The sequence below is a fragment of the Hephaestia sp. MAHUQ-44 genome, from assembly GCF_023806085.1.
In the GTDB taxonomy this organism is placed as follows: domain Bacteria; phylum Pseudomonadota; class Alphaproteobacteria; order Sphingomonadales; family Sphingomonadaceae; genus Sphingomonas.
On the sequence record NZ_JAMSLX010000025.1, the window covers coordinates 1 to 19,421 of the forward strand.

At 61.9% G+C, this 19,421-nt stretch carries 18 protein-coding genes and 1 pseudogene; 13 read left to right on the forward strand and 6 right to left on the reverse strand.

Translation table 11 applies throughout. The features are described 5' to 3' along the window. Positions 1 to 286 precede the first annotated feature (286 nt). Together NFE57_RS16160 and NFE57_RS16165 are read left to right on the forward strand one after the other, a co-directional pair. The gene (locus NFE57_RS16160) at positions 287 to 1,120 is read left to right on the forward strand and encodes an alpha/beta fold hydrolase (protein WP_252136621.1); all 834 of its coding nucleotides are present in this window, start codon (positions 287 to 289) and stop codon (positions 1,118 to 1,120) included. Between the two features lie 134 nt (positions 1,121 to 1,254). Beyond that, entirely contained in the window at positions 1,255 to 3,336 is a 2,082-nt protein-coding gene (locus NFE57_RS16165) for a prolyl oligopeptidase family serine peptidase (protein ID WP_252136622.1), read from the forward strand. Positions 3,337 to 3,367: 31 nt separating this feature from the next. Here NFE57_RS16165 and NFE57_RS16170 read toward each other — a convergent pair whose 3' ends face one another. The 3 genes from NFE57_RS16170 to NFE57_RS16180 all read right to left on the reverse strand — a co-directional run bounded on the left by NFE57_RS16170 (position 3,368) and on the right by NFE57_RS16180 (position 5,735). Continuing rightward, positions 3,368 to 4,279 (reverse strand): AraC family transcriptional regulator, encoded by a 912-nt coding sequence (locus NFE57_RS16170; protein ID WP_252136623.1) that lies wholly within the window; start codon positions 4,277 to 4,279, stop codon positions 3,368 to 3,370. 249 nt (positions 4,280 to 4,528) lie between these two features. Beyond that, positions 4,529 to 4,990 carry a hypothetical protein gene (locus tag NFE57_RS16175; protein ID WP_252136624.1) on the reverse strand — a complete coding sequence of 154 codons (462 nt, stop codon included), beginning with the start codon at positions 4,988 to 4,990 and terminating at the stop codon, positions 4,529 to 4,531. A 346-nt stretch (positions 4,991 to 5,336) separates the two neighbouring features. After that, positions 5,337 to 5,735 carry a RidA family protein gene (locus tag NFE57_RS16180; protein WP_252136625.1) on the reverse strand — a complete coding sequence of 133 codons (399 nt, stop codon included), beginning with the start codon at positions 5,733 to 5,735 and terminating at the stop codon, positions 5,337 to 5,339. 366 nt (positions 5,736 to 6,101) lie between these two features. Between NFE57_RS16180 and NFE57_RS16185 the strand changes: the two genes are divergently transcribed. After that, positions 6,102 to 6,674 carry a nuclear transport factor 2 family protein gene (locus NFE57_RS16185; protein WP_252136626.1) on the forward strand — a complete coding sequence of 191 codons (573 nt, stop codon included), beginning with the start codon at positions 6,102 to 6,104 and terminating at the stop codon, positions 6,672 to 6,674. Positions 6,675 to 6,728: 54 nt separating this feature from the next. Here the strand turns inward: NFE57_RS16185 and NFE57_RS16190 are convergent, their stop codons facing one another. Continuing rightward, positions 6,729 to 8,534, reverse strand: coding sequence for an amidohydrolase (locus NFE57_RS16190; RefSeq protein WP_252136627.1), 1,806 nt, complete (start codon positions 8,532 to 8,534; stop codon positions 6,729 to 6,731). Positions 8,535 to 9,022: 488 nt separating this feature from the next. On the opposite strand from NFE57_RS16190, the gene NFE57_RS16195 reads away from it, so the two are divergent. From NFE57_RS16195 to NFE57_RS16215, 5 genes are all read left to right on the forward strand, one after another. Then, entirely contained in the window at positions 9,023 to 10,114 is a 1,092-nt protein-coding gene (locus NFE57_RS16195) for an alpha/beta fold hydrolase (RefSeq protein WP_252136628.1), read from the forward strand. Positions 10,115 to 10,172: 58 nt separating this feature from the next. Continuing rightward, entirely contained in the window at positions 10,173 to 10,913 is a 741-nt protein-coding gene (locus NFE57_RS16200; RefSeq protein ID WP_252136629.1) for an SDR family NAD(P)-dependent oxidoreductase, read from the forward strand. Between the two features lie 94 nt (positions 10,914 to 11,007). Then, complete coding sequence (locus NFE57_RS16205) at positions 11,008 to 12,204, forward strand: multidrug effflux MFS transporter (protein ID WP_252136630.1); 1,197 nt, start codon at positions 11,008 to 11,010, stop codon at positions 12,202 to 12,204. 138 nt (positions 12,205 to 12,342) lie between these two features. Continuing rightward, the gene (locus NFE57_RS16210) at positions 12,343 to 13,011 is read left to right on the forward strand and encodes a glutathione S-transferase family protein (RefSeq protein ID WP_252136631.1); all 669 of its coding nucleotides are present in this window, start codon (positions 12,343 to 12,345) and stop codon (positions 13,009 to 13,011) included. A gap of 79 nt (positions 13,012 to 13,090) precedes the next feature. Further along, on the forward strand, positions 13,091 to 14,212 hold the full coding sequence (locus NFE57_RS16215) for an alpha/beta fold hydrolase (RefSeq protein WP_252136632.1): 1,122 nt from the start codon (positions 13,091 to 13,093) through the stop codon (positions 14,210 to 14,212). 85 nt (positions 14,213 to 14,297) lie between these two features. Here the strand turns inward: NFE57_RS16215 and NFE57_RS16225 are convergent. Further along, positions 14,298 to 15,160, reverse strand: a pseudogene (locus NFE57_RS16225) (pirin family protein). Between the two features lie 116 nt (positions 15,161 to 15,276). On the opposite strand from NFE57_RS16225, the gene NFE57_RS16230 reads away from it, so the two are divergent. Next, positions 15,277 to 15,603, forward strand: a complete 327-nt coding sequence (locus NFE57_RS16230) for a winged helix-turn-helix transcriptional regulator (protein ID WP_252136635.1) — start codon at positions 15,277 to 15,279, stop codon at positions 15,601 to 15,603. Between the two features lie 46 nt (positions 15,604 to 15,649). Here NFE57_RS16230 and NFE57_RS16235 read toward each other — a convergent pair whose 3' ends face one another. Further along, on the reverse strand, positions 15,650 to 16,576 hold the full coding sequence (locus NFE57_RS16235; RefSeq protein ID WP_252136636.1) for a LysR family transcriptional regulator: 927 nt from the start codon (positions 16,574 to 16,576) through the stop codon (positions 15,650 to 15,652). A 92-nt stretch (positions 16,577 to 16,668) separates the two neighbouring features. On the opposite strand from NFE57_RS16235, the gene NFE57_RS16240 reads away from it, so the two are divergent. From NFE57_RS16240 to NFE57_RS16255, 4 genes are all read left to right on the forward strand, one after another. Further along, positions 16,669 to 17,616, forward strand: a complete 948-nt coding sequence (locus NFE57_RS16240; RefSeq protein WP_252136637.1) for an alpha/beta fold hydrolase — start codon at positions 16,669 to 16,671, stop codon at positions 17,614 to 17,616. Positions 17,617 to 17,698: 82 nt separating this feature from the next. Then, entirely contained in the window at positions 17,699 to 18,076 is a 378-nt protein-coding gene (locus NFE57_RS16245) for a zinc-binding dehydrogenase (protein WP_252136638.1), read from the forward strand. A 277-nt stretch (positions 18,077 to 18,353) separates the two neighbouring features. Further along, on the forward strand, positions 18,354 to 18,944 hold the full coding sequence (locus tag NFE57_RS16840; protein WP_353653954.1) for a sensor histidine kinase: 591 nt from the start codon (positions 18,354 to 18,356) through the stop codon (positions 18,942 to 18,944). Next, positions 18,869 to 19,027 (forward strand): response regulator, encoded by a 159-nt coding sequence (locus NFE57_RS16255; RefSeq protein WP_252136640.1) that lies wholly within the window; start codon positions 18,869 to 18,871, stop codon positions 19,025 to 19,027. The genes NFE57_RS16840 and NFE57_RS16255 overlap by 76 nt, the downstream gene beginning before the upstream one ends. Positions 19,028 to 19,421 lie beyond the last annotated feature (394 nt).

Consider the following 19,421-nt stretch of genomic DNA (forward strand, 5'->3'; position numbering starts at 1 on the left):
TATGATCCAGACTGATCGAAAAACGCTCTAGACCGCAGGACTTTCCTCGGTTCGAAAAGCGCGCCTGCGCGCTCGCCGACAATGGGTCCGCAAGATCGGCAACGCGAAGGCAGTTTCGGCGCCGCACTGTGGCGAGCCGTCCACTAGGTACAACCCGAGGCGCAGAACACGGTCTCGCGGCGTTGGGTGCGCAGATCGGCCCCGACGGCGCCTGGCTCATCGGGAAGGGGCGCGCCAGCGCTTCTGCTTCCCGGCTCCGCTCACCGTATCTGAAGGAGCTTACCCCATGGCAATCATAACCGCATCCGACGGCACCTGCCTCTTCTACAAGGATTGGGGACCACGAGACGCCCAGCCGGTGATGTTTCACCACGGTTGGCCCCTCAGCGCTGATGATTGGGACACTCAGATGCTGTTCTTCCTGCAGCACGGCTATCGCGTGATTGCGCATGACCGCCGCGGCCACGGTCGATCCGAACAGACCGATATCGGTAATGACATGTCGACCTATGCGTCCGACGTGGCGTCGATCGTCGCTGCGCTGGATTTGCTCGATGCCGTTCACATCGGCCATTCCACAGGCGGGGGCGAAGTCGTGCGCTATGCCGCCGACGCGAAGAGAGGGCGCATTGCTAAGGTTGTGTTGATTGGCGCGATCCCACCTTTAATGCTGCAGAGTGGCCCGAACCCCGGGGGCATCCCGTTGTCAGTTTTTGACGGTTTTCGCGCCGCGCTGACCGGGAACCGTGCGCAGTTCTACAGGGAAGTGGCATCCGGACCGTTTTACGGGTTCAACCGTAATGGCGCCGAAGTGAACCAGGGTCTGATTGATAACTGGTGGCGCCAGGGGATGTCTGGCGGTGCAAAGGCGCAGTACGACTGCATCGCTGCATTTTCCGAGACGGATTTCGCCGCAGACCTGGAAGCGATCGATGTGCCGGTCCTGTTTCTTCATGGCGAGGATGATCAGATCGTGCCGATCGAGAACAGCGCAGCGAAGGCAGTCAGATTGGTTCGAGATGGCAGGCTCAAGGGCTATCCTGGCCTTTCGCACGGCCTTTTCGCCACACATCCTGAGCTAATAAATGCGGATCTTCTCGCATTCGTTCAGGGTGACTGACGGGGGAAGGCGCTTCGGGCCTTCCCCACCCCCCGCGGAGAGGTCTTTGACCAGTCCAGATCGCCCAACCGGCGGGGGCCGCCGCCCTCGCGGTTTCGGGCGGTGCACATCACTACATTCAGGAGCGTCGTCAGATGTCGCAGGCCAACTACCCAGCCACGGAGCGCGACGATCTGGTGGAGGAGCTCTTCGGCCACAGGGTCCCAGATCCCTATCGCTGGCTGGAAGGTGACGTGCGCAGCGACCACGACGTTGCCCGGTGGGTGAATGCACAGAACGCAGTGACACAAAGATACCTTGCGACCCTGCCGGGCCGCGACGTCTTCCGCGAGCGACTTGCCGCGCTGCTCAGCTACGACCAGTTTACTCCGCCCAGCAAGCGTGGAGGCCGATACTTCTTCACGCGAACGCAAGGCAGGGACAACCAGCCCACGCTGCGGATGAAGGAGAGCTCCGATACCTGCGACCGGGTGCTGATCGACCCTAATTCCTGGTCGGGCGACGGCGCCGATGCTCTGGCCGAATGGGCGGCGTCCGACGATGGCACCCGCATAGCCTATTGCGTTCAAAGCGGCGGCACGGACTGGCGAACGATCAGGATTCTCGACGTCGCTTCCGGCATCGTTCTGGAGGACGAGGTGCGGTGGGCAAGGCACACCAACCTCGTCTGGACGCGAGATGGCTCCGGCTTCTTCTATTCACGATATCCAGAAGCTGAAGCTGGCAAGCCGGCCTCCGCGGAGATCCTGGGTCACGCGGTGTTTTTCCATGCAGTGGGATCCGCCCAGGAGGAGGATCTGCTCATCCATTCCGATCCCGATCGGCCTTCGGTGCTGCATCTGGCCGATCGGAGTCACGATGGTCGTCATCTCCTGATCTATTCGACGCCCGCGGTCGGAGTGAACGCGCTTGCGGTAATTGACCTCACCGGCGCGGACTGGACCCCGCGCTCCCTGATCGATGGATTGGATGCGGAGTGGACGGTCATCGGGACCACCGGCCGCCTGCTCTACGCCATGACGAGCGACCGCGCTGCGCGACGCAGGATCGTGTCGCTCGATCTCACTCTTCAGGATCCAGCACCCTGTGAGATCGTGGCTGAAGACGAGGCAGTGCTCACCGGCGCTTCGCTGCTCGGGGGGCGGTTGCTCGCGACATATCTGGTCGATGCAAAGACAGAAATTCGCCGCTTTAAGCCGGACGGCACGCCCGATGGTACGGTTGCGCTTCCCGGAGTGGGCAGCGCAGGCAGTTTTCACGGTGACGAACAGGACAATGAAGCCTTCTTCATCTACTCAAGTTTCGACACGCCAATGACGGTCATTCGTTACGATGTAGCGGCGAACCGGAGCGAAGTTTGGGCGAAGGTAGAGATGTCCGCCACGCCTCGTCGGATCTCGGTCGAACAGCGCTTCTACGCATCAAAAGACGGCACGCGGGTTCCGGTCTCAATTATTCGTCGGACCGACGTCACTCACCCGGCTCCGACGTTGCTTTACGGTTATGGCGGGTTCGGGACCAGCATCGTTCCCTACTACAGTGCCGTACACCTGGCTTGGGTGGAGATGGGGGGCGTTTTCGCCGTCGCCAACGTGAGGGGCGGCGGGGAATATGGCCGCGCTTGGCATATGGAGGGACAGTTCGAGAAGCGGCAAAATGCCTTTGACGACTTCGCAGCTGCCGGAGCCTTCCTCAAGACGGAGGGGATCACCAGCGCGGACGGACTTGCGATCCAGGGAGAATCAAACGGTGGGCTATTGGTGGCTGCGGTTGTCAATCAGCACCCGGGTCTGTTTGCGGCTGCGCTTCCGGGGGTCGGTGTGATGGACATGCTACGCTTTCATCGTTTCACCGGTGGCGCCTTGTGGATGTCCGATTTCGGCAACCCCGACGAGGAAGAGCATTTCAACACGCTTTTGCGCTATTCGCCCTACCACAACATCCAGGCCGGCGAAGATTATCCCGCCATCCTCGCGACGACTGCCGACACCGACGATCGCGTCGTGCCCGGACACAGCTTCAAATATATTGCCGCGTTGCAGGCTTCGCACACAGGATCGAAGCCGAAGCTTGTTCGAGTTGAGACACGAGCCGGACATGGCGCGGGCATGCCACTCGACAAGGTCATCGCGCTTCATGCCGACATGTGGGCCTTTGCGGCCCATTGGACAGGGCTGGACGTCGAGGCTGCCGCAGAGAATGAGATCGAATTCTAAGGGATGTGGCGCCCCCCCCGTGATCGGTCGCTTACCGTTGGACCATGTCCCGGCTCGGATCGCGAACCGCCCGACGATAATCCGACGGGCTCATGTGCTGATGCTTGCTGAAGACCCTGGCGAGCACCTGGTTGGACGAGTATCCCACTTCCAGAGCAATCTCAGTGACGGACATTTCTGTCATTTCCAGAAGCTCGGATGCTCTCTCCACCCGCAACCGAGTTAGATGGACTCTCGGCGGCACGCCAACGCTTTGCTTGAACATACGTGCGAAGTGGAAGGGTGACAGCCGAGCTTCGGCCGCCAGCTCCTCAAGGCTGATATCTTCCGAAATTCGCTCCCGCATCAACTCAAGCGACCGCCGCTTTGCCCAGGGCGCCAGACCGCCTTTCGGTGGCGTCAACGGTGCGCCGCTCAGGCGGCACAGTTCGGCCAGGATTTCAAAGCCTGCCGCGCGCGCCAGCAATCGCGACGGAGCCCCCTCGTCTTCGCACAGGGCCCATAGATTCCGTAGCGCCGAGCGAATGGCAGGGGAGAGGAACATGCCGCCGTATATTCCAGGGCGGTCGAACGAGAAGCTTCCATCTGAGGCTTCATCGAGCACCGCTTGCCATTGCGCCATCGGAAACGACAGGCTCCGGAGCCGATGACTGGTGTCAACAATGACTTCATTCGCGAAATGCGGCGCTGCGAGAAAGAAACCGCCCTTCTCGCTCATCACATTGAAAAGCCCGCCGCCAAGGTTGCCGCTGACTCGGCTACCGCCGACCAGATCCTGATAGAGGATAAGATCGGGCACCGCCGGGTCTGACATGTCCCCGGCGGGCTGCGAAGCCTCGATCAGGTTGAGGATTCCACCCGGTGACTTCATCGATCGCACATACGACGCGAGATGACCTTCGCTATACCACTGCGTGAAGGACGAATAGGCGGGCGCGCTCATTACTGTCTCTCCTTTCGAGGGCTGCACCGCCCTCGCGGGACCTCCCGGTCATTGCGCACGCCTGATTTCGTCCAGGCGAAGGCGCTCAGGCTTTTTCCTCCCGTATACACGGGATTCAAAGATTCGCGGACCGCTATCAACGGCGCGGCAAATACGCCGGCGCGGCCCCACCAACTCGGTCTGCAGAAAGGAGCCAGTCTCTCACGCGCGGCAACGAGCGATAGCTGAGCGGCGGACGTGATCACCTTGTCATCCATCGGCGGAGGCTGGCCCACCGCCTGAGCCGCAAAAGACAAGGCGACTTCCCGTGGCGGCCTCGCGAGCATCGATCAGGAGGGCCTGCCTTCTTCCGGGGGCAGCAGTGATTTCAAACTCGAGGTATTCCAGCTCGCATTCCGCCAGGGCGACCTCCGCTTCGAAGCGGCGCAGCGCTCTCCACAATGTGAGGGTGCTGGCGGCATGCCCCGGATCCTTGAGGGTTTGCCATGCCTTGAAAAGGCGTTTGACGAAGGCGAGCCGCGAGCGCACCGTGGGCTCGAAACCTTCATGATGCTCGAGCACCCGTAAGATCACGGCACGAAAACGGGTGTGCAGGCCGTCAAAGCGAGCAGCGCACTCGATGCCCGAAGCGGAGTTCGCGATCGCGGACGGTCGCCGCCCCGCTACGGGTGCCGAGCCGGTGGCGATAATTTCAAACTTGCTGGCGGTCATGGTTTCTCCCCTTGTTGCGCGCTCGCTTCGCAAATGGTCGAGCAACGCTGGAGTGTGAATCGAAGACTCGGGCCGGAGCAGAGGTCTCGGAACAGAACTGGGCGGGCCGGCAATCGCTCTCGGGCATCCAGCAGGCCTGCTGCGTGCCATCGCTCTGGAGCTAGTCTGTTGGCCCGAGTGGGTGTCTCCACCCGTAACGGGTGAATTTCGTGGCGGCGTCGCGCGACTTGCTGCGGATGCACGAATCTTGCGGAATATTTTCCACGAGACTGAAGGGGGCGATCCACATCCCGCGGAGACCTCGCCGAAGCGGCAATTTCGCGCCTTCGGCAAGGGGAAGGCCGGATTACCTCGTCGCGGGGACACGCGCGATGCTCTTGATCTCAAAGTCGAAGCCGGACAACCAGGTCACGCCGACAGCGGTCCAGTTTGGGTGAGGAGACTGGGTAAAGTTTCGTTGCCGGACTGCCGCGACGACGTCGAACTGGCTTTCCGGATCGGTGTGGAACGTGGTGATGTCGACGACGTCATCATAGGTGCATCCAGCGGCGTCGAGGACGGCCTTGAGGTTGTCGAAGGCAAGCTGGACTTGACGCTCGAAATCCGGTTCGGGCGTGCCGTCTTCCCGGCTACCGACCTGTCCCGAAACAAAAAGAAGGTCGCCCGACTTGATTGCTGCAGAATAGCGATGCTGTTCATAAAGATCATGCCTGCCGGCGGGAAAGATTGCCTGGTTCTTGGTCATTCTCGTTCTCCTCACAGGTTTCCGGACGGGTACGGGACGGTCATCGCCTGGTGCCCAGGCTTGCCGTTGCATCCCATGGTGCAATCCGGGTGCCACCTCTGGTCCTGTGCCCCGCTATAGGTGGCACCCATCGCGGATCTGCAGGGGTCTAGCCGAGCTGCCGGAAAAGGCGGCGCCGAGGCTGTCGCATGGGTGCAACTCTTGCGGCGCATTTTCAGATCTTGTCTGTTGTGGCGCCATGCGCAGCAATAGCTCGCAAGATTGGTACCTCCGCGGCAGCATCTGCGCGGCGCCTCGCAGGCCCTCTGCCTAAGCGGGTCTCTGACCGGCGGACGACCCGCCTTTGCCCAAGAAGAGGACACGCTCATGGCTGATCTTGAAACCGACCATTCGACCCACGCGTTTGGCTTGCTGCCGCCACCTGCAAGGACTGAGGCCCCGGCGGACGCGGACGCGGACGCGGACGCGGCGTCGCTCGCCGTCGTTGTCGACTTTCTTTCCCACACTGCTCCCGACGAAGTCGAAGCGGCGGCGCTCCGCCTCGTTGCGCCCGATGCGGTCTATATCTCGCTGAACTTCGACAACCCGGAACTGAAGCAGATCGAGCCGTGGGCTGGGACTGCCATCGGCCGCGATGCCTATAGCCGCACCTTCCTCCGGGTCGCCGCATATTGGACGATCGAGGAGTTCAGCGTCACCGCAGCGTTTGCCTCAGGCGAAGATGTCGCCGTTTTCGGCAGGTTCACCTATCGCTCGGTGGCAATGGGGCGCGTGTTCACGTCGCCCTTCTCGGTTCACGCCAAGGTGCGCGACGGTCAGATCGTTTACTTCCAGTTTATGGAAGATACCTATGCGTCGGCGAGCTCCTTTCGCCAGAGCGGATCATGGATCGTGAAGACGACCGAGGCGACCGAAGCATTCGAGGTTGGCGCAGAATAGGGCCGCGCGCTGCCTTGGAGTGGCGACCCGCCGGGCCGCCACTCGATCGCTTGGTCACTTCGCTTCGTGATAGCCACCCGCGGAATATTTGATGGGCGACCAGCTGGGCAGAACATCGGGCAAGCGCGGAGACAGGGCGCTATACTCCTGTGCGCCGAACACCACCTTACCATCCATCACGGTCAATACCGAGGAGATGGATGAGATCTGGTCTTCCGGAACGGTGAAATAATCCCGGTCCAATAGTGCGAAATCCGCGAGATTCCCGGCTGCGATCCTGCCCATCTCCGATTCCGAATGCATGAACCAGGCGGCCCCGGTGGTGAACAGGCGCAACGCCTCGGCGCGCGTGAGGCGATTGTTGGGGGCCAGAACTTCGGATCCGGACACCGATTTTCCCGAAACCATCCAGCCGATGCCGACCCACGGGTTGAACGTAGCCGCCCGATAGGCGTCGGTGGTCATCGCCAGGGGGATGCCGCTGTCGACGAGCGCACGCAGCCGCGGCGTGCGCAGCGCCGCGTCGCGTCCGTGGGTGGCGATGAAGCCGTCTCCGTGGAGCGCCATTTTCGTATCCAGCGCAATCCCGCCGCCAAGGGCTTTGACCCGGGCGATATTCTCGGGGCTGATCGTCTCGGCATGCTCGATGCTCCAGCGCAGCCCATCAAGCGGGATCGTTTCGTTCAATGTTTCCAGCGCGTCGAGGAAAGGCGTGATGTTTTCATTATAGCTGATGTGCATCCGGAACGGGATTCTCCGGCGGACCAGCTTGCTCACATTTTCCGCTACATGCCGACGCATTACCGCGGCATCGATGATCACCGGGGGACGATCGAAATTCTCGTGATCGTGAACCTCCAGCTGCAGCACCTCTCCAGCGCCGCGATAGACGTGGCCGTGCGCCAGGGCCGGGTGGAGATTCTGCCCCGGACTGACGGGAGCGGTTCGGGTGATCGCCTCGATCTGCGCATCGACCATGTTGATCGGGCTGCCGTCGCCAAACTGCATATCGACAAACGGCATGCGTATATTGAGGCTATTTGTGCGGGCGAGCACATCGACCGTGGCCTGAGCGCTCGGATAGCCCCGATTTCCCGCGTCGATGACCGAGGTCACGCCGAAACGGTTGAGGCCGTGGATCGCGTGAGCCAGCGCACTCACCTGCTCGTCGAAGGAAGGCTGCGGCACCATGGTTTCGAGGGCGATGAAGGTGAAGGTGTAGCCATGGACCACGCCGGTATATTGGCCCCGTCGATCCTTCTCGAATTGGGTCCCGGGCAGCTGCGGAAAGCGTTCGGTGCCCACGCCGAGCAGCTTCATCGCTGGCCCGTTCAGGAAGGCGCGGTTATACGCATATTGGACGATCAGGGGGCGATCCGGCACCGCCCGACGCAGCTCGCTTAGGGTCGGGAAGCGCTTCTCCGCGAACTGATAGGGAGACCAGCCGCCGATCACCTTGACCCAGTGCCCCTCAGGCGTTCGGGCGGCCTGCTCGCGCAGCATCGTCAGCGCGCGGCGCAAGGTCGGCACGCCGTCCCACCTCAGATTATAGGTGTAGCTGCTCTCGTTGAGTACATGGGTATGCGCGTCGCTGATCCCCGCAATCAGCCTGCGGCTGCCTGCGTCGACGATCCTGGTGTTGGCGCTCTTCAGATCCAGAACCTCGTCGTCGGAGCCGACCGAATAGATGCGGCCATGCTTTACCGCCAGTGCGGACGCCTCCGGTTGCGCGCTATTGCCGGTAGCGATCTTCGCGTTGAACACGATAAGATCGGCGCCGGGGTGCTCTTCAGGGGACTGCGCATAGACAGCGGGCGCGCACAATAGCGCCAGCCAGGCGGACCAAAGTCGTCTTCCCATCTCAATCATCCTTCCAGAAAAGTTTTGACGCGGGATCGCACCATCTCTCTCAGGAGCGGGTCGGCGCTGGGTTCGACGCGTCAGCTCAAGAAGCACCCGATGTGCCGGTCGAGCGACGTGCAGCACTAGATCAGCCGAAAGCATGTTGCGGCGCGCAGGCTGCGGGGTCCGCGCGCATCTTGCTGCGCAATATTCGCTGCGCGGAATGGTGACTTCAATCGGGCCAGAAAGTCGCGGCGGCCTCATGATATCCTACCGCTTTCCGATGTAAGCAGTCGTTCTGCCCAGTTTGATCGCCGAGAGATCGAAGATCGCGGACAGTTTCGTTCAACCGCGTTCACGACATCGCAAGATCGGTACCGGTTCAGCAGCCTCTGCCGCGCACGGCGGTTGTGCAGGCGCTAGCGTAGCCATTCGACAGGAGGTTGCGTCGCCGTGCCGGCGCCCCTGCACGCCAACAGCGCACGCCATCGATTCAAGATGAGGATATGGCCATGTCTTTCACGCCACCGTTAGACGACACGCACATTCCTTCCTCTCGCCGTGGCGTGCTCACGACCGCAGCGATGCTGGGGCTCGGGCTCGGCCTCTCGTCCATGCCTGGATGGCCTGCGTCGGGCCGCACGAGCTTGCCCGTCCGCCGAACCATGGTGGATGCCATCGAAGGGAAGTTCCACGTCGTCGAACAGGGCGAGGGGCCAGCTGTTCTGTTCTGTCACGGCTTTCCCGACACTGCGGAGACGTGGCGAAACCAGATGCAGGCGGTGGCGGATGCCGGCTATCGTGCCGTCGCGATCGACATGCGCGGCTATGGCCGAAGCTTCGCACCGGAAGCCCCCGAACTCTATACGGCATTTCATATCACTGGCGACCTGATCGGCGTTCTTGACGCGCTCTCGATCGATACAGCCGTGATCGTCGGGCATGACTGGGGCGCCTATCATGCGCAGATGGCGTCGCTCATCCGACCGGACAGGTTCCGGGCGCTTGTCAGCATCAGCATTCCCTTCGCGCCGCGCGGGCAAATTGACCCCTGGCAGTATGTGCGCGATCTCGGGCTGGGCGATCGCTATTACGCCTTTGAACTGGCGCGCGCTGGTGCAGAGCGCAAATTTGCCAATGCCGAGCAGGCCATCCGGAGCATCCTTTACTGGCTTTCCGCAAGCCCGGAGCCGGCGTTGCGATGGAATCCTCTGGATCCCGACCTCCACATGCTCAGACCGTCACCGGTCGCGGTCCCCGGCTGGGCTGATCCCGCCTATGTCCGCCACACTATCGAAGCATTCTGGGAGTCCGGCTTCCGTGGCGGGCTGAACTATTACACCGCCTTTCCAAAAACGTTCGAGCTGATGGCGGCGTATAAGGATGCCGTCATCCGGCAACCCTCACTCTACATCTGGGGCGCTGCCGACGGGTTGAGCCAGATGCTTCACCCCGAAACGCCCAGCCTGGAAGCGTTGCGTGAGGCGCAGCCTAATCTCGTCAATCAGGTCCGGCTCGAGAATGTAGGGCACTGGGTACAAAACGAAGCGCCTGCCCGCGTGAACGAGGCACTCATCAAGTTCCTCGCTGCGATCTGAGGGGAAGAAGCGTCCCCGGCAGGCGAACCCTATGCAACTACTCCAGAAGGAAAGAACCATGGCGAATCTAGCGGGCAAACGCGCCCTTGTAACCGGTGGCTCACGCGGCATTGGTGCTGCGATCGCACGGGCATTGGCAGAGCACGGTGCCGACGTAGCGATCACCTATCAAAGCTCCGCCGAGCGGGCGGCTGAGGTAGTGGATTCGATCGGGGAATTCGGCCAGCGCGGCTTTGCCGTGCAGGCGGACAGCGCCGATCTGCAGGCGATCCGTCGTGCTGTTCAAGAGTCCGTCGAAACGCTCGGCGGGCTCGATATCCTCGTCAACAGCGCGGCCGTCGGAATGTCGGGGGCGATCGCGGAAATTGACCTCGACGAATTCCAGACGATGATGGACATCAACGTGCGCGGGCCGCTTGCCTTTTCACAAGCTGCGATACCGCATCTTGCCCATGGCGGTCGCATCATCTCGATCGGATCGGCACTGGCAGAACGCGTCCCGTTTCCTGGCGTGACCCCGTATGCGATGTCGAAATCGGCGCTGCTATCGTTCACGCGGGGTCTGTCGCGTGAACTCGGCCCGCAGGGCATCACGGTGAATCTCGTCCTGCCAGGATCGGCCAACACCGACGCGAACCCGGCCGAAGGCGAAAGTGCCGACTTTCAGCGTAGCCTCTCGTCGATCGGCCGCTTTGCGGAGCCACGAGAGATTGCCGAGGCCGTTGTGTTTCTCGCAGGCCCTGCTGCCCATATGGTGAACGGCAGCACGCTGACCGTGGACGGTGGCGCAAACGCGTAACGCACGGGCAAGGCGAATGGGCAGCTTCCGCTGCCCCTCTTCCGGGGCTGCTGCCGGCCGCGCTTCTCGCATGTCATCCAAATCGAGGTACCCGATGCGCGAACCGTTCTTTGGCATGGCGTTGATATTGGGCCTTCTGGCAGCAGTCGGGCCATTCGCGATCGACATGTACCTTCCCGCTCTTCCCCGGGTCGCGGAGGATCTTGGAACGGGCGAGAATGTCGTTGCCCTGACGTTGGCGGTTTACCTGCTTACGTTCGGGTTGGCGCAGATGGTCTATGGTCCGATGTCGGATGCTGTAGGTCGCAGGGTGCCGATGGCGATCGGGGTCGGGATATTCGCGGCTGCTGCAGTCGCGGCCGCGCTCGCGCCCACGATCGGCTGGATGCTCGCATCCCGCGCCTTGCAAGGGCTGGGCGCTGCAACGCTGATGGTTGTTCCGCGCGCGGTGGTCCGCGACATGGCCACCGGCCCGGAGGCGACCCGGATCATGGCCGCGATCATGATTGTGATGTCGGTTTCACCCATGCTGGCACCATTGGCCGGCTCGCTCGTCCTTGTCTGGGGCGGTTGGCGCGAGATCTTCCTGCTACTTGCGGTGGCAGCCTTGTTCAGTCTCACCTTGATCGTGCTGGTCCTGCCCGAGACGCACCCGGCAGGGAGGCGCCAGACGCTGCGCCTGGTTCAGCTATGGGAGGGCAGCAAGGCGCTGCTGTGCGACCCGCGATTCATGGGTTTCACCATGATCGGCGCATTCGGCACAGCCGGGCTGTTCGTGTACATATCGACGGCCAGCTTCGTCTACATTTCGCAATATGGTCTCAGCCCAATCGGCTTTTCACTGGCGTTCGCGGTGAATGCGATGGGCTTTTTTGCGGCTTCTCAATTCGCGGGCCGGCTGGCGGAAAGCCTGGGAATGGAGCGGCTCATCGCCCTCGCGCTTCATGGGTTTGCCGCGACTTCGCTGATCCTGACCGGTCTGGTCTGGGCGGGGGCGGACGTGTTGCCGGTGGTGGTGTCGGGACTGTTTCTGGCCTTTGCGTGCCTGGGGCTGGTGATCCCCGCCGTCATGGTGATGTCGCTGGATCCACACCCGGATATGGCCGGCCTCGCTTCATCGATCGGCGGCACGGTGCAGATGCTGACAGGAGGGCTGATGATCGCGCTGACTGGCCCCTTCATGGACAGCAGCGTCCTGCCCATGGCTGGAGCGATTGCGGTCTGCGCCTCGCTCGCCTGGGCGGCCGCAGTAGTCTTGAAGCCTTGGGAGGCGAACTCGCCCAAGCGCTGATGCCGGCATGTGTTCCTGCGCAGGATCGGCACCACGATCGCAGTGCCTGCGCCGCCGGACGGCGCGGAAGCCGATAGACCATGCTCCGACGGGCGCCCCGGCGGTCGGTGGCAACCGTGATGCGGCTGGGCAGGTCTGGTGGCGCGCGGTGAGAGCTCGGCACGTTCAAAGAAGGAAATCATGCTCACACTCTATTACGCACCGGGCGCATGTTCGCTGGCCCCGCACATCGTGCTGGAGTGGATCGGCGAACCCTATGAAGCGGTAAGGGTCGAATTTGGCTCGGAAACGCTGCGTGTAGTGAATCCGTCAGGCGCAGTACCAGCCCTTCGCGAGGAAGACGGCTGGCTGCTGACCCAAGCGGGCGCGATCCTCGATTATCTGGCGCAAAGACATCCGCAAGCAGGGTTGGCCGGCGACGACAATCTGCGCGCCAGGGCAGAGGTGCATCGCTGGTCGGCTTTCCTCACCTCGGACCTGCACGCCGCATTCTGGCCGATCTTCACGCCATTTCGCTACACCGCCGACCAAAGTGCAGCGGCGAAGCGTGCAGTGGTCGAAGCAGGGTACAAGCTGGCCGGAACGCAGCTTGGCATTCTCGATCATCACCTCGATGGGCGCCCCTATATCCTCGGACAGGCGCGCTCGTTCCTCGACGCTTATGCATTCCCCATGATTCGCTGGGCGAGCAAAATGCTGCCGGACGGCGTGCAACGCTATTCCAATGTCCAGGCGCTGCATTATCGGTTGACCGCCGATCCCGCGGTGCAGCGTGTGCTCGCGCGCGAGGCGGGGAGCCGACCCTGAGCGGCGAAGCGGGGCGCGATCTGCTCAGGATCGGTGGCTGAAGCGCCGCGCTCACCCCAGCTCATGAAAGGAAATTGCGATGGACCTCTCTCGGCGCCCCCTGCTGGCGGCCCTGGATACGATGGCGCTTACGGCGGCCTCGCCAGTTTTTGCTCGGGGAGGTGGCTTTGCTCCGCCGCCGCCCATGCCGCCCGCGCGCTATATCGAGACCAACGGCCTCCGCATGGCGGTCTATGAAGCTGGTGCGGGTCCGGCGATCGTGCTGCTCCACGGGTTTCCAGAGCTTGCCCATTCCTGGCGACGCCAGATCCCGGCGCTTGCCCGCGCCGGTTACCGCGTCATCGCGCCGGACCTTCGTGGATATGGCCTGACCGACCGCCCCGCCGCGAGGGAAGACTATGACCTGGCCCATCTGATGGATGACCTCACAGGTCTTCTGGATGCGCTGGATGTGAAAAAGGCGATCTGGATGGGCCACGATTGGGGCGGCATCCTCGCCTGGCAGATGGCGCTGTTCCACGAGAAGCGCACATCAGGGGTGATCAGCATCACTACCCCGTTCGTTCCGCACTGGCAATACTGGCTTCAGCCCGAGCAGATCAGCGGCCTGGCCGCGAAGGGGTTCGAGTCCGATCCGGACGTGGATCCGCTCGAACAGATGCGCAGGATCTACAGCCCTGACATGTATGTGTTGATGATGCACGATGGAGACAAAGCGGATCGGTTGCTGTCACGCGATCCGGCGCGGAGCTTCCGTTCGATGGTGCGCAAGAACGTGATCACGCCTGCTGACTATTTTGCCTTACCGGCGGAGTATCGGCACATGGCCTTCTTCACGCCGCTGGGCCTGCCCGAGACGCCGATGCTTGGTGAGGAGATACTCGATGCCGAGGACCTCGCCTTCTTCGCCGCGCGCTTCGAGGCAACTGGCTTTACGCCGGCCATCAACTGGTATCGCAACCTGTCTCGCAATTGGCAGGCCGGGCTGAAGGTCGATCAGACGGTGCGCGTCCCGTCGTTGATGATCGCCGCAGAGGACGATGTCGCGTTCACGCCCGGCATGGCTGAAGGCATGTCAAACCATGTGCCAGATCTTCAGACCGTGATGATCCGGGGATCGGGGCATTGGGTATTGTATGAAAAGCCGGACGAACTGAACCGCGTTGTCCTTGCCTGGCTTGAGCGGCGCTTTCCGCGATAACGCAGAATTCCACCGCGCTTGAGCGGAGGAAGGGAGTACCAAGAAACGGCGGATGCCCGGAGGGATCGCTCCCTCCGGGCACGGCTCAGGCCGGTGCCAATGCGCCGAACGTCCCGGAATTGAAGTCCGCAATCGCTTGGCGGATCTCGGCTTCGGTGTTCATCACGAACGGTCCGTGGCCGAACACCGGTTCGTCGATCGGCACGCCGGTCATCACAGCAGCATCGTGTTTCCGTCCGCCTTGACCGACACGCCTTCGCCGTCGGTCGAGAGGCGGGCAATCTCGGCTTCACCGACACCCGCACCGCCGATCGTCACATGGCCCGCAAGCAAGACGATCATCGTGGTATGGCCATCCGGCAGGGGTAGAGTCACCTCTGCATCGGCATCGAGCCGCACGTCCCACAGATTGATGGGCGTGAACGTCTCCGCAGGCCCTGTGTTGCCAAGGTAATCGCCCGCGATGATCCGCGCGCGACCGCCCTCGATCGCAATTTCGGGGATCGTGTCGTGCGTGATCGCTTGATACCGCGCCGGGGTCAGCTTGTCCTTTGCCGGCAAGTTCACCCACAGTTGCACCATGCGAAAAGGGCCGCCCGTCTGTGTGAAGCCGGGCGAGTGAAACTCCTCGTGCAGCACGCCCGAGCCCGCGGTCATCCACTGGACCTCGCCGGGACCGATCGTGCCGCCGCCACCGGTCGAATCCCTGTGGCTGACCTCGCCGTCATAGACGATGGTCACCGTCTCAAAGCCCTTGTGCGGATGTTCGCCGACGCCCCGGGTCGCGCCCGTGCCGGGCTCAAAGTGCCACGGGCCGGCATAATCGAACAGCAGAAAGGGGCTGATCGCGGCAGCGTTGGCGCGGTAGGTGAACAGCGAACGCACGGGGAAACCATCGCCAACCCAATGGGCCGCATCGCTACGCAGGATCGCCTCGATCTTTTTCATCGCTTGTCTTTCGAGGAGGCGTATTTTCGGCCCCGCCCCGGGGCCCTTTCCTATGCTTGAACCCAAAAATAGGGGACACTAACGTGTCGGCAAGTACGATCCAATAGGATACCGTGATGAAGGCAGCAGCGGTTAAACAGAACGGATGGCATTGCCCCGCCGAGAATGCGCTCACGCTGCTGAGCGGCAAGTGGCGCTCGATGATCCTCTATTGGTTGATGGACGAGCCCCTGCGCTTCAATGAACTGCAGCGTCGGCTCGGCGCGATCACCCACCGTACGCTGTCGAAGACGCTGAAGGATATGGAAGAGGACGGGCTCGTTGCCCGCAAGGATCATCGCGAAATCCCCCCGCGCGTCGACTATTCGCTGACGCCGCGAGGCCGCAGCTTCCAGCCGGTGCTGCAAGCGATGGAGCTATGGTCGCAAAAGGATTCACTTTAGCAGGCGTGGCGCTCTGACCGAGCCGAGGCGGGGCGTCACCGGCATCTCATTGACCCGGCAAGCGTGCCTCGATGCGCTGGAGCTCTCGCTTCAGGTCGGTAACGATATGTTCGATGAATGCCCTGCGGGCACCCCGTTTCGCGCGATTGGCCTGGAACACCACATGGGCGGGGACGGGAGCGGGAGAAACCTCCGCCAACACCGAAACCAGCCGTCCAGCGACGAGATGGTCCACGACCTGATAGGATTGCGCGCAGATGATGCCTTGTCCTCGCAATGCCGCATCGATGACGGCAGCCTGGTTGCTCACGCTCAGCCGCGTTTGGACGCGGACCGATCGCCCGGAGCCTTTGTGCTCTGCGGCGGCGCGGAAGGGCCACAGCTCGGCATCGCTGTCCGCGCTCAGCCCGATACACATGTGACGCTCCAGATCGCGCACCACCTCTGGCCGTCCATGCACCTCCAGATATTCCGGAGAGGCGCAGTACACCACCCGCACCTGGCCGATGCGGATCGCCGTCAGCGTTGAATCGGGCAGATGCGCAAGCCGTATCGCGACATCTACGCCTTCGCCGACCAGGCTGACGATCCTGTTGTCGAGTATCGCGCGGACCGAGATTTCGGGGTGCTTCTGCATAAACTGCTCGACCACCGGCATCACCGCCAGGCGACCGAACAGCTCGGACGCGGTGAACACAACCTCCCCGCCCAGGGCCGTATCGTCCCTTTCCGCGCCGATATCATCAAGCTTTAACAGGACTTCGCGCCAGGTCGCCACATGCTGTGCGCCTGCAGGTGTCAGGCTCAGGCGCCGGGTGGACCGAAGCAGCAATGTGGTTCGGGCCAGTTCTTCGAGCATCGTGACTGCGCGGGAAACGGCCGCCGGGGATCGGCGATGCCGTCGTGCAGCAGCGGCAAGCGAGCCTTCGTCCACAGCCGTGACGAACAATGCCATCGCGTCCAGCCGGTCCATTATTCCCGATTCCGCAATTCAATCCCTCGAAACAAAGTGATTATGGAATTTGAGACGGCTCCTATCTCGGCCTTGAGAAAAGGAGATGTCCCATGATATCCGCTTCGCCCGGTTCTGCCCATATCGCTGACGAAACGACTGCCGGCCCGGAGATGGTCGCGAACGCAGCGTGGGATTCCGCGGTGCGCTACCATCGTCAGCAAGTCGGCGACGTTGAGGTGTTTTACCGGGAGGCCGGTCGTGTCGGTGCTCCCGTGATTCTGCTGCTGCACGGCTTCCCAACCGCCAGCCATATGTTCCGTGAGCTGCTCCCGGACCTGAGCGCGCATTTTCACCTGATCGCGCCCGACCTCCCCGGTTTCGGCCAGACGAAGGCGCCGCCGCGTGGCGACTTTCCCTACACATTCGACGCGCTGGCCGAGGTGATCGACGGGTTTGTCGACGCGATCGGACTTGAACGGTTCGCGCTCTATATCTTCGATTATGGCGCGCCCGTCGGCCTCCGGCTCGCGATGAACCATCCGGAACGCATCACCGCGATCATCTCGCAGAACGGCAACGCCTACACCGACGGCTTCAGCGACGAATGGGGCGATTGGCAAGCCTATTGGCGCGAGCCAACCGCGGAGAACCGCGAGGCCTGCCGCGCGTCGCTGTCGCCGGAGACGATCCGCAACTGGCAATATGGCACCGGCGCCGATCCAAGCCTGCTGTCCCCCGACGGCTATGCACTCGACATCGCCTATATGGCGCGTCCGGGTGCGGAGGAAATCCAGCTCGACCTGATCCTTGATTATCGCAGCAACGTCGCGTTGTACCCGTCATTCCAGGCCTATTTTCGCGAGCACCGTCCGCCCTTTCTGGCGGCATGGGGGCGGCACGATCCCGCGTTCATCCCCGCCGGTGCGCGCGCCTACCAGCGCGACCTTCCAGACGCAGAGATACACCTGCTCGATACAGGGCATTTCGCGCTCGAAACGCACCATGCGGAGATCGCGGCATTGATTGAGGATTTTCTCAATCGCCAACTCGCTCGCTGACGCCCGCCGGCGCTGAAAACGAAGCGGTCTGCAGCGGCCGCACGCTACTCCAATCCATAATGTTTTCTGAGGCAAGGTTATTGTGACATATGCCGCGCGCGAGTTTCAGCTTGTCAGTCGGCCCGATGGGGCACCGACGACTGACAATTTCATGCTTACCGAGCGCCGATTGCCCCGGCCTGGGAGAGATGAACTTCTCGTCCGAAACCTCTGGCTATCGGTCGATCCCCATATGCGGAAGCGGATCAAATTGCAAGAATACATCGTGACCGATCACGCAAGTCGCCGGGATGCGTTCCTGCGCGATGTTGGACAGTGGATTTCGGACGGCAAGATCCGGTGGACCAATACGGTCGTCGATGGCCTTACCCAAATGCCCCGAGCGTTCGCCGATCTCTTTACCGGTCGGAACACCGGAAAAATGCTCGTTCGGTTGAACACGGCGAACGACGATGCATGACCCCGTCATGGAACACGCACGCGCTAAGCGCCAGGGACGTAAAGATTTCGCACGGATGCTGCGAGACATTGCGCCACCGCGAGCTTTTGCCGCACTATCCGGAAATCGCCAAGCGGTTCGCGCGTGGCCGTCTCGGTGGCGGGATTACGATCGCTCCCGATATCGGCGAGCCGCTTGACCCCGTGCTCCGTCAGGTGATTTCGGAACTGCGCTCGATCTCTCCAGAGCACGAGATCCCGCTCACTATGCGTATGAAGAGCCGGTCGCCTGCGATCAAATGCGGATCGGTCAACTCCTGCCCAACCTTCTGGGCAATGCACTCACGCATGGCGCGAACGATCAGCCCGTGCGGGTCGGCGCATCGACTGCGCATGGCGAACTGGTGGTCGCCGTTTCGAACGGCGGGGCGCCGATCGCGCCCATCGCGCGGGAGCGCCTCTTCCAGCCCTTTTTTCGCGGCCATGATCGAGGGCGGCAGGGACTCGGCCTAGGCTCGCATATCGCATCCGAGATCGCCCGACTCATGGCGGGACGCTGGTGGCGCGTTCGGATGCCGTCGCCACGGCATTCATTTTCACGATGCCGCTCCGAGGGGATTACCGATCGCATGGATCAATTTGCATCTATAGCGATGCTCGCGGGTTGCTTGTTGCTTAGTCACTATAGTCGGGCGGTTCCCGGGCGGAGAGCCGGGAATGTCCAATCATCATCTGTAACGGCCGTGATGGTCGTCGAAGACGAACCCTTGGTGCGCATGCACGACGTCGTATTCTCAAGGACGCAGGCTTTGACGTGTTCGAAGCTGCCGATGCCGATGATGCGCTGGTTATCCTCGGCGACGGAGCCGACGTGCATCTGCTGGTTTTAGACATAGACATGCCGGACAGCATGGACGGCTACAACTCGCCCACGTTGTCCACGAGCGGTGGCCACATATCCATCTCCTCCTGACTTCTGGGCATCACAAATTGCAGGATTCGGGAATGCCGGACGCGGGCAAGTTGGTTCGGAAGCCGTGGACTTCGGCAGCCCTGGTGCGTCACGTATGAGAATTTGTCTGAGGATGTGCCTCGGCATTCAAATATAGGTTTGTCAATATCGTTACTTAAAGCGGCTGGCAGCGATCGGCCCTACTTGTCGGTGGCTAGATTTGGTGAAAAACTTCAAGATCTGTTTCGGTCAATAGCAAACTCGTGACGGGCAATCCGAGAATGACAGTTAAGTCCCCACGTCCGCAGTCAGCGGAGATAAAAAGAGATAGATGGGCGGACGGCAGCTTTCAGGCCCGCCGATCTATTCGCTGAATGGCGAGAATTAGAGCGTTTTTTGATCAGTCTGGATCATG

Excerpts from the sequence above, each read along its gene's own strand:
- NFE57_RS16240 (WP_252136637.1), top strand. The coding sequence starts at position 16,669 with ATGATATCCGCTTCGCCCGGTTCTGCCCATATCGCTGACGAAACGACT.
- NFE57_RS16200 (WP_252136629.1), top strand. The coding sequence starts at position 10,173 with ATGGCGAATCTAGCGGGCAAACGCGCCCTTGTAACCGGTGGCTCACGC.
- NFE57_RS16160 (WP_252136621.1), top strand. The coding sequence starts at position 287 with ATGGCAATCATAACCGCATCCGACGGCACCTGCCTCTTCTACAAGGAT.
- NFE57_RS16180 (WP_252136625.1), bottom strand. The coding sequence starts at position 5,735 with ATGACCAAGAACCAGGCAATCTTTCCCGCCGGCAGGCATGATCTTTAT.
- NFE57_RS16185 (WP_252136626.1), top strand. The coding sequence starts at position 6,102 with ATGGCTGATCTTGAAACCGACCATTCGACCCACGCGTTTGGCTTGCTG.
- NFE57_RS16170 (WP_252136623.1), bottom strand. The coding sequence starts at position 4,279 with ATGAGCGCGCCCGCCTATTCGTCCTTCACGCAGTGGTATAGCGAAGGT.
- NFE57_RS16195 (WP_252136628.1), top strand. The coding sequence starts at position 9,023 with ATGGCCATGTCTTTCACGCCACCGTTAGACGACACGCACATTCCTTCC.
- NFE57_RS16165 (WP_252136622.1), top strand. The coding sequence starts at position 1,255 with ATGTCGCAGGCCAACTACCCAGCCACGGAGCGCGACGATCTGGTGGAG.
- NFE57_RS16840 (WP_353653954.1), top strand. The coding sequence starts at position 18,354 with ATGCGGATCGGTCAACTCCTGCCCAACCTTCTGGGCAATGCACTCACG.
- NFE57_RS16235 (WP_252136636.1), bottom strand. The coding sequence starts at position 16,576 with ATGGACCGGCTGGACGCGATGGCATTGTTCGTCACGGCTGTGGACGAA.
- NFE57_RS16205 (WP_252136630.1), top strand. The coding sequence starts at position 11,008 with ATGCGCGAACCGTTCTTTGGCATGGCGTTGATATTGGGCCTTCTGGCA.
- NFE57_RS16215 (WP_252136632.1), top strand. The coding sequence starts at position 13,091 with ATGGACCTCTCTCGGCGCCCCCTGCTGGCGGCCCTGGATACGATGGCG.
- NFE57_RS16175 (WP_252136624.1), bottom strand. The coding sequence starts at position 4,990 with ATGACCGCCAGCAAGTTTGAAATTATCGCCACCGGCTCGGCACCCGTA.
- NFE57_RS16230 (WP_252136635.1), top strand. The coding sequence starts at position 15,277 with ATGAAGGCAGCAGCGGTTAAACAGAACGGATGGCATTGCCCCGCCGAG.
- NFE57_RS16190 (WP_252136627.1), bottom strand. The coding sequence starts at position 8,534 with ATGGGAAGACGACTTTGGTCCGCCTGGCTGGCGCTATTGTGCGCGCCC.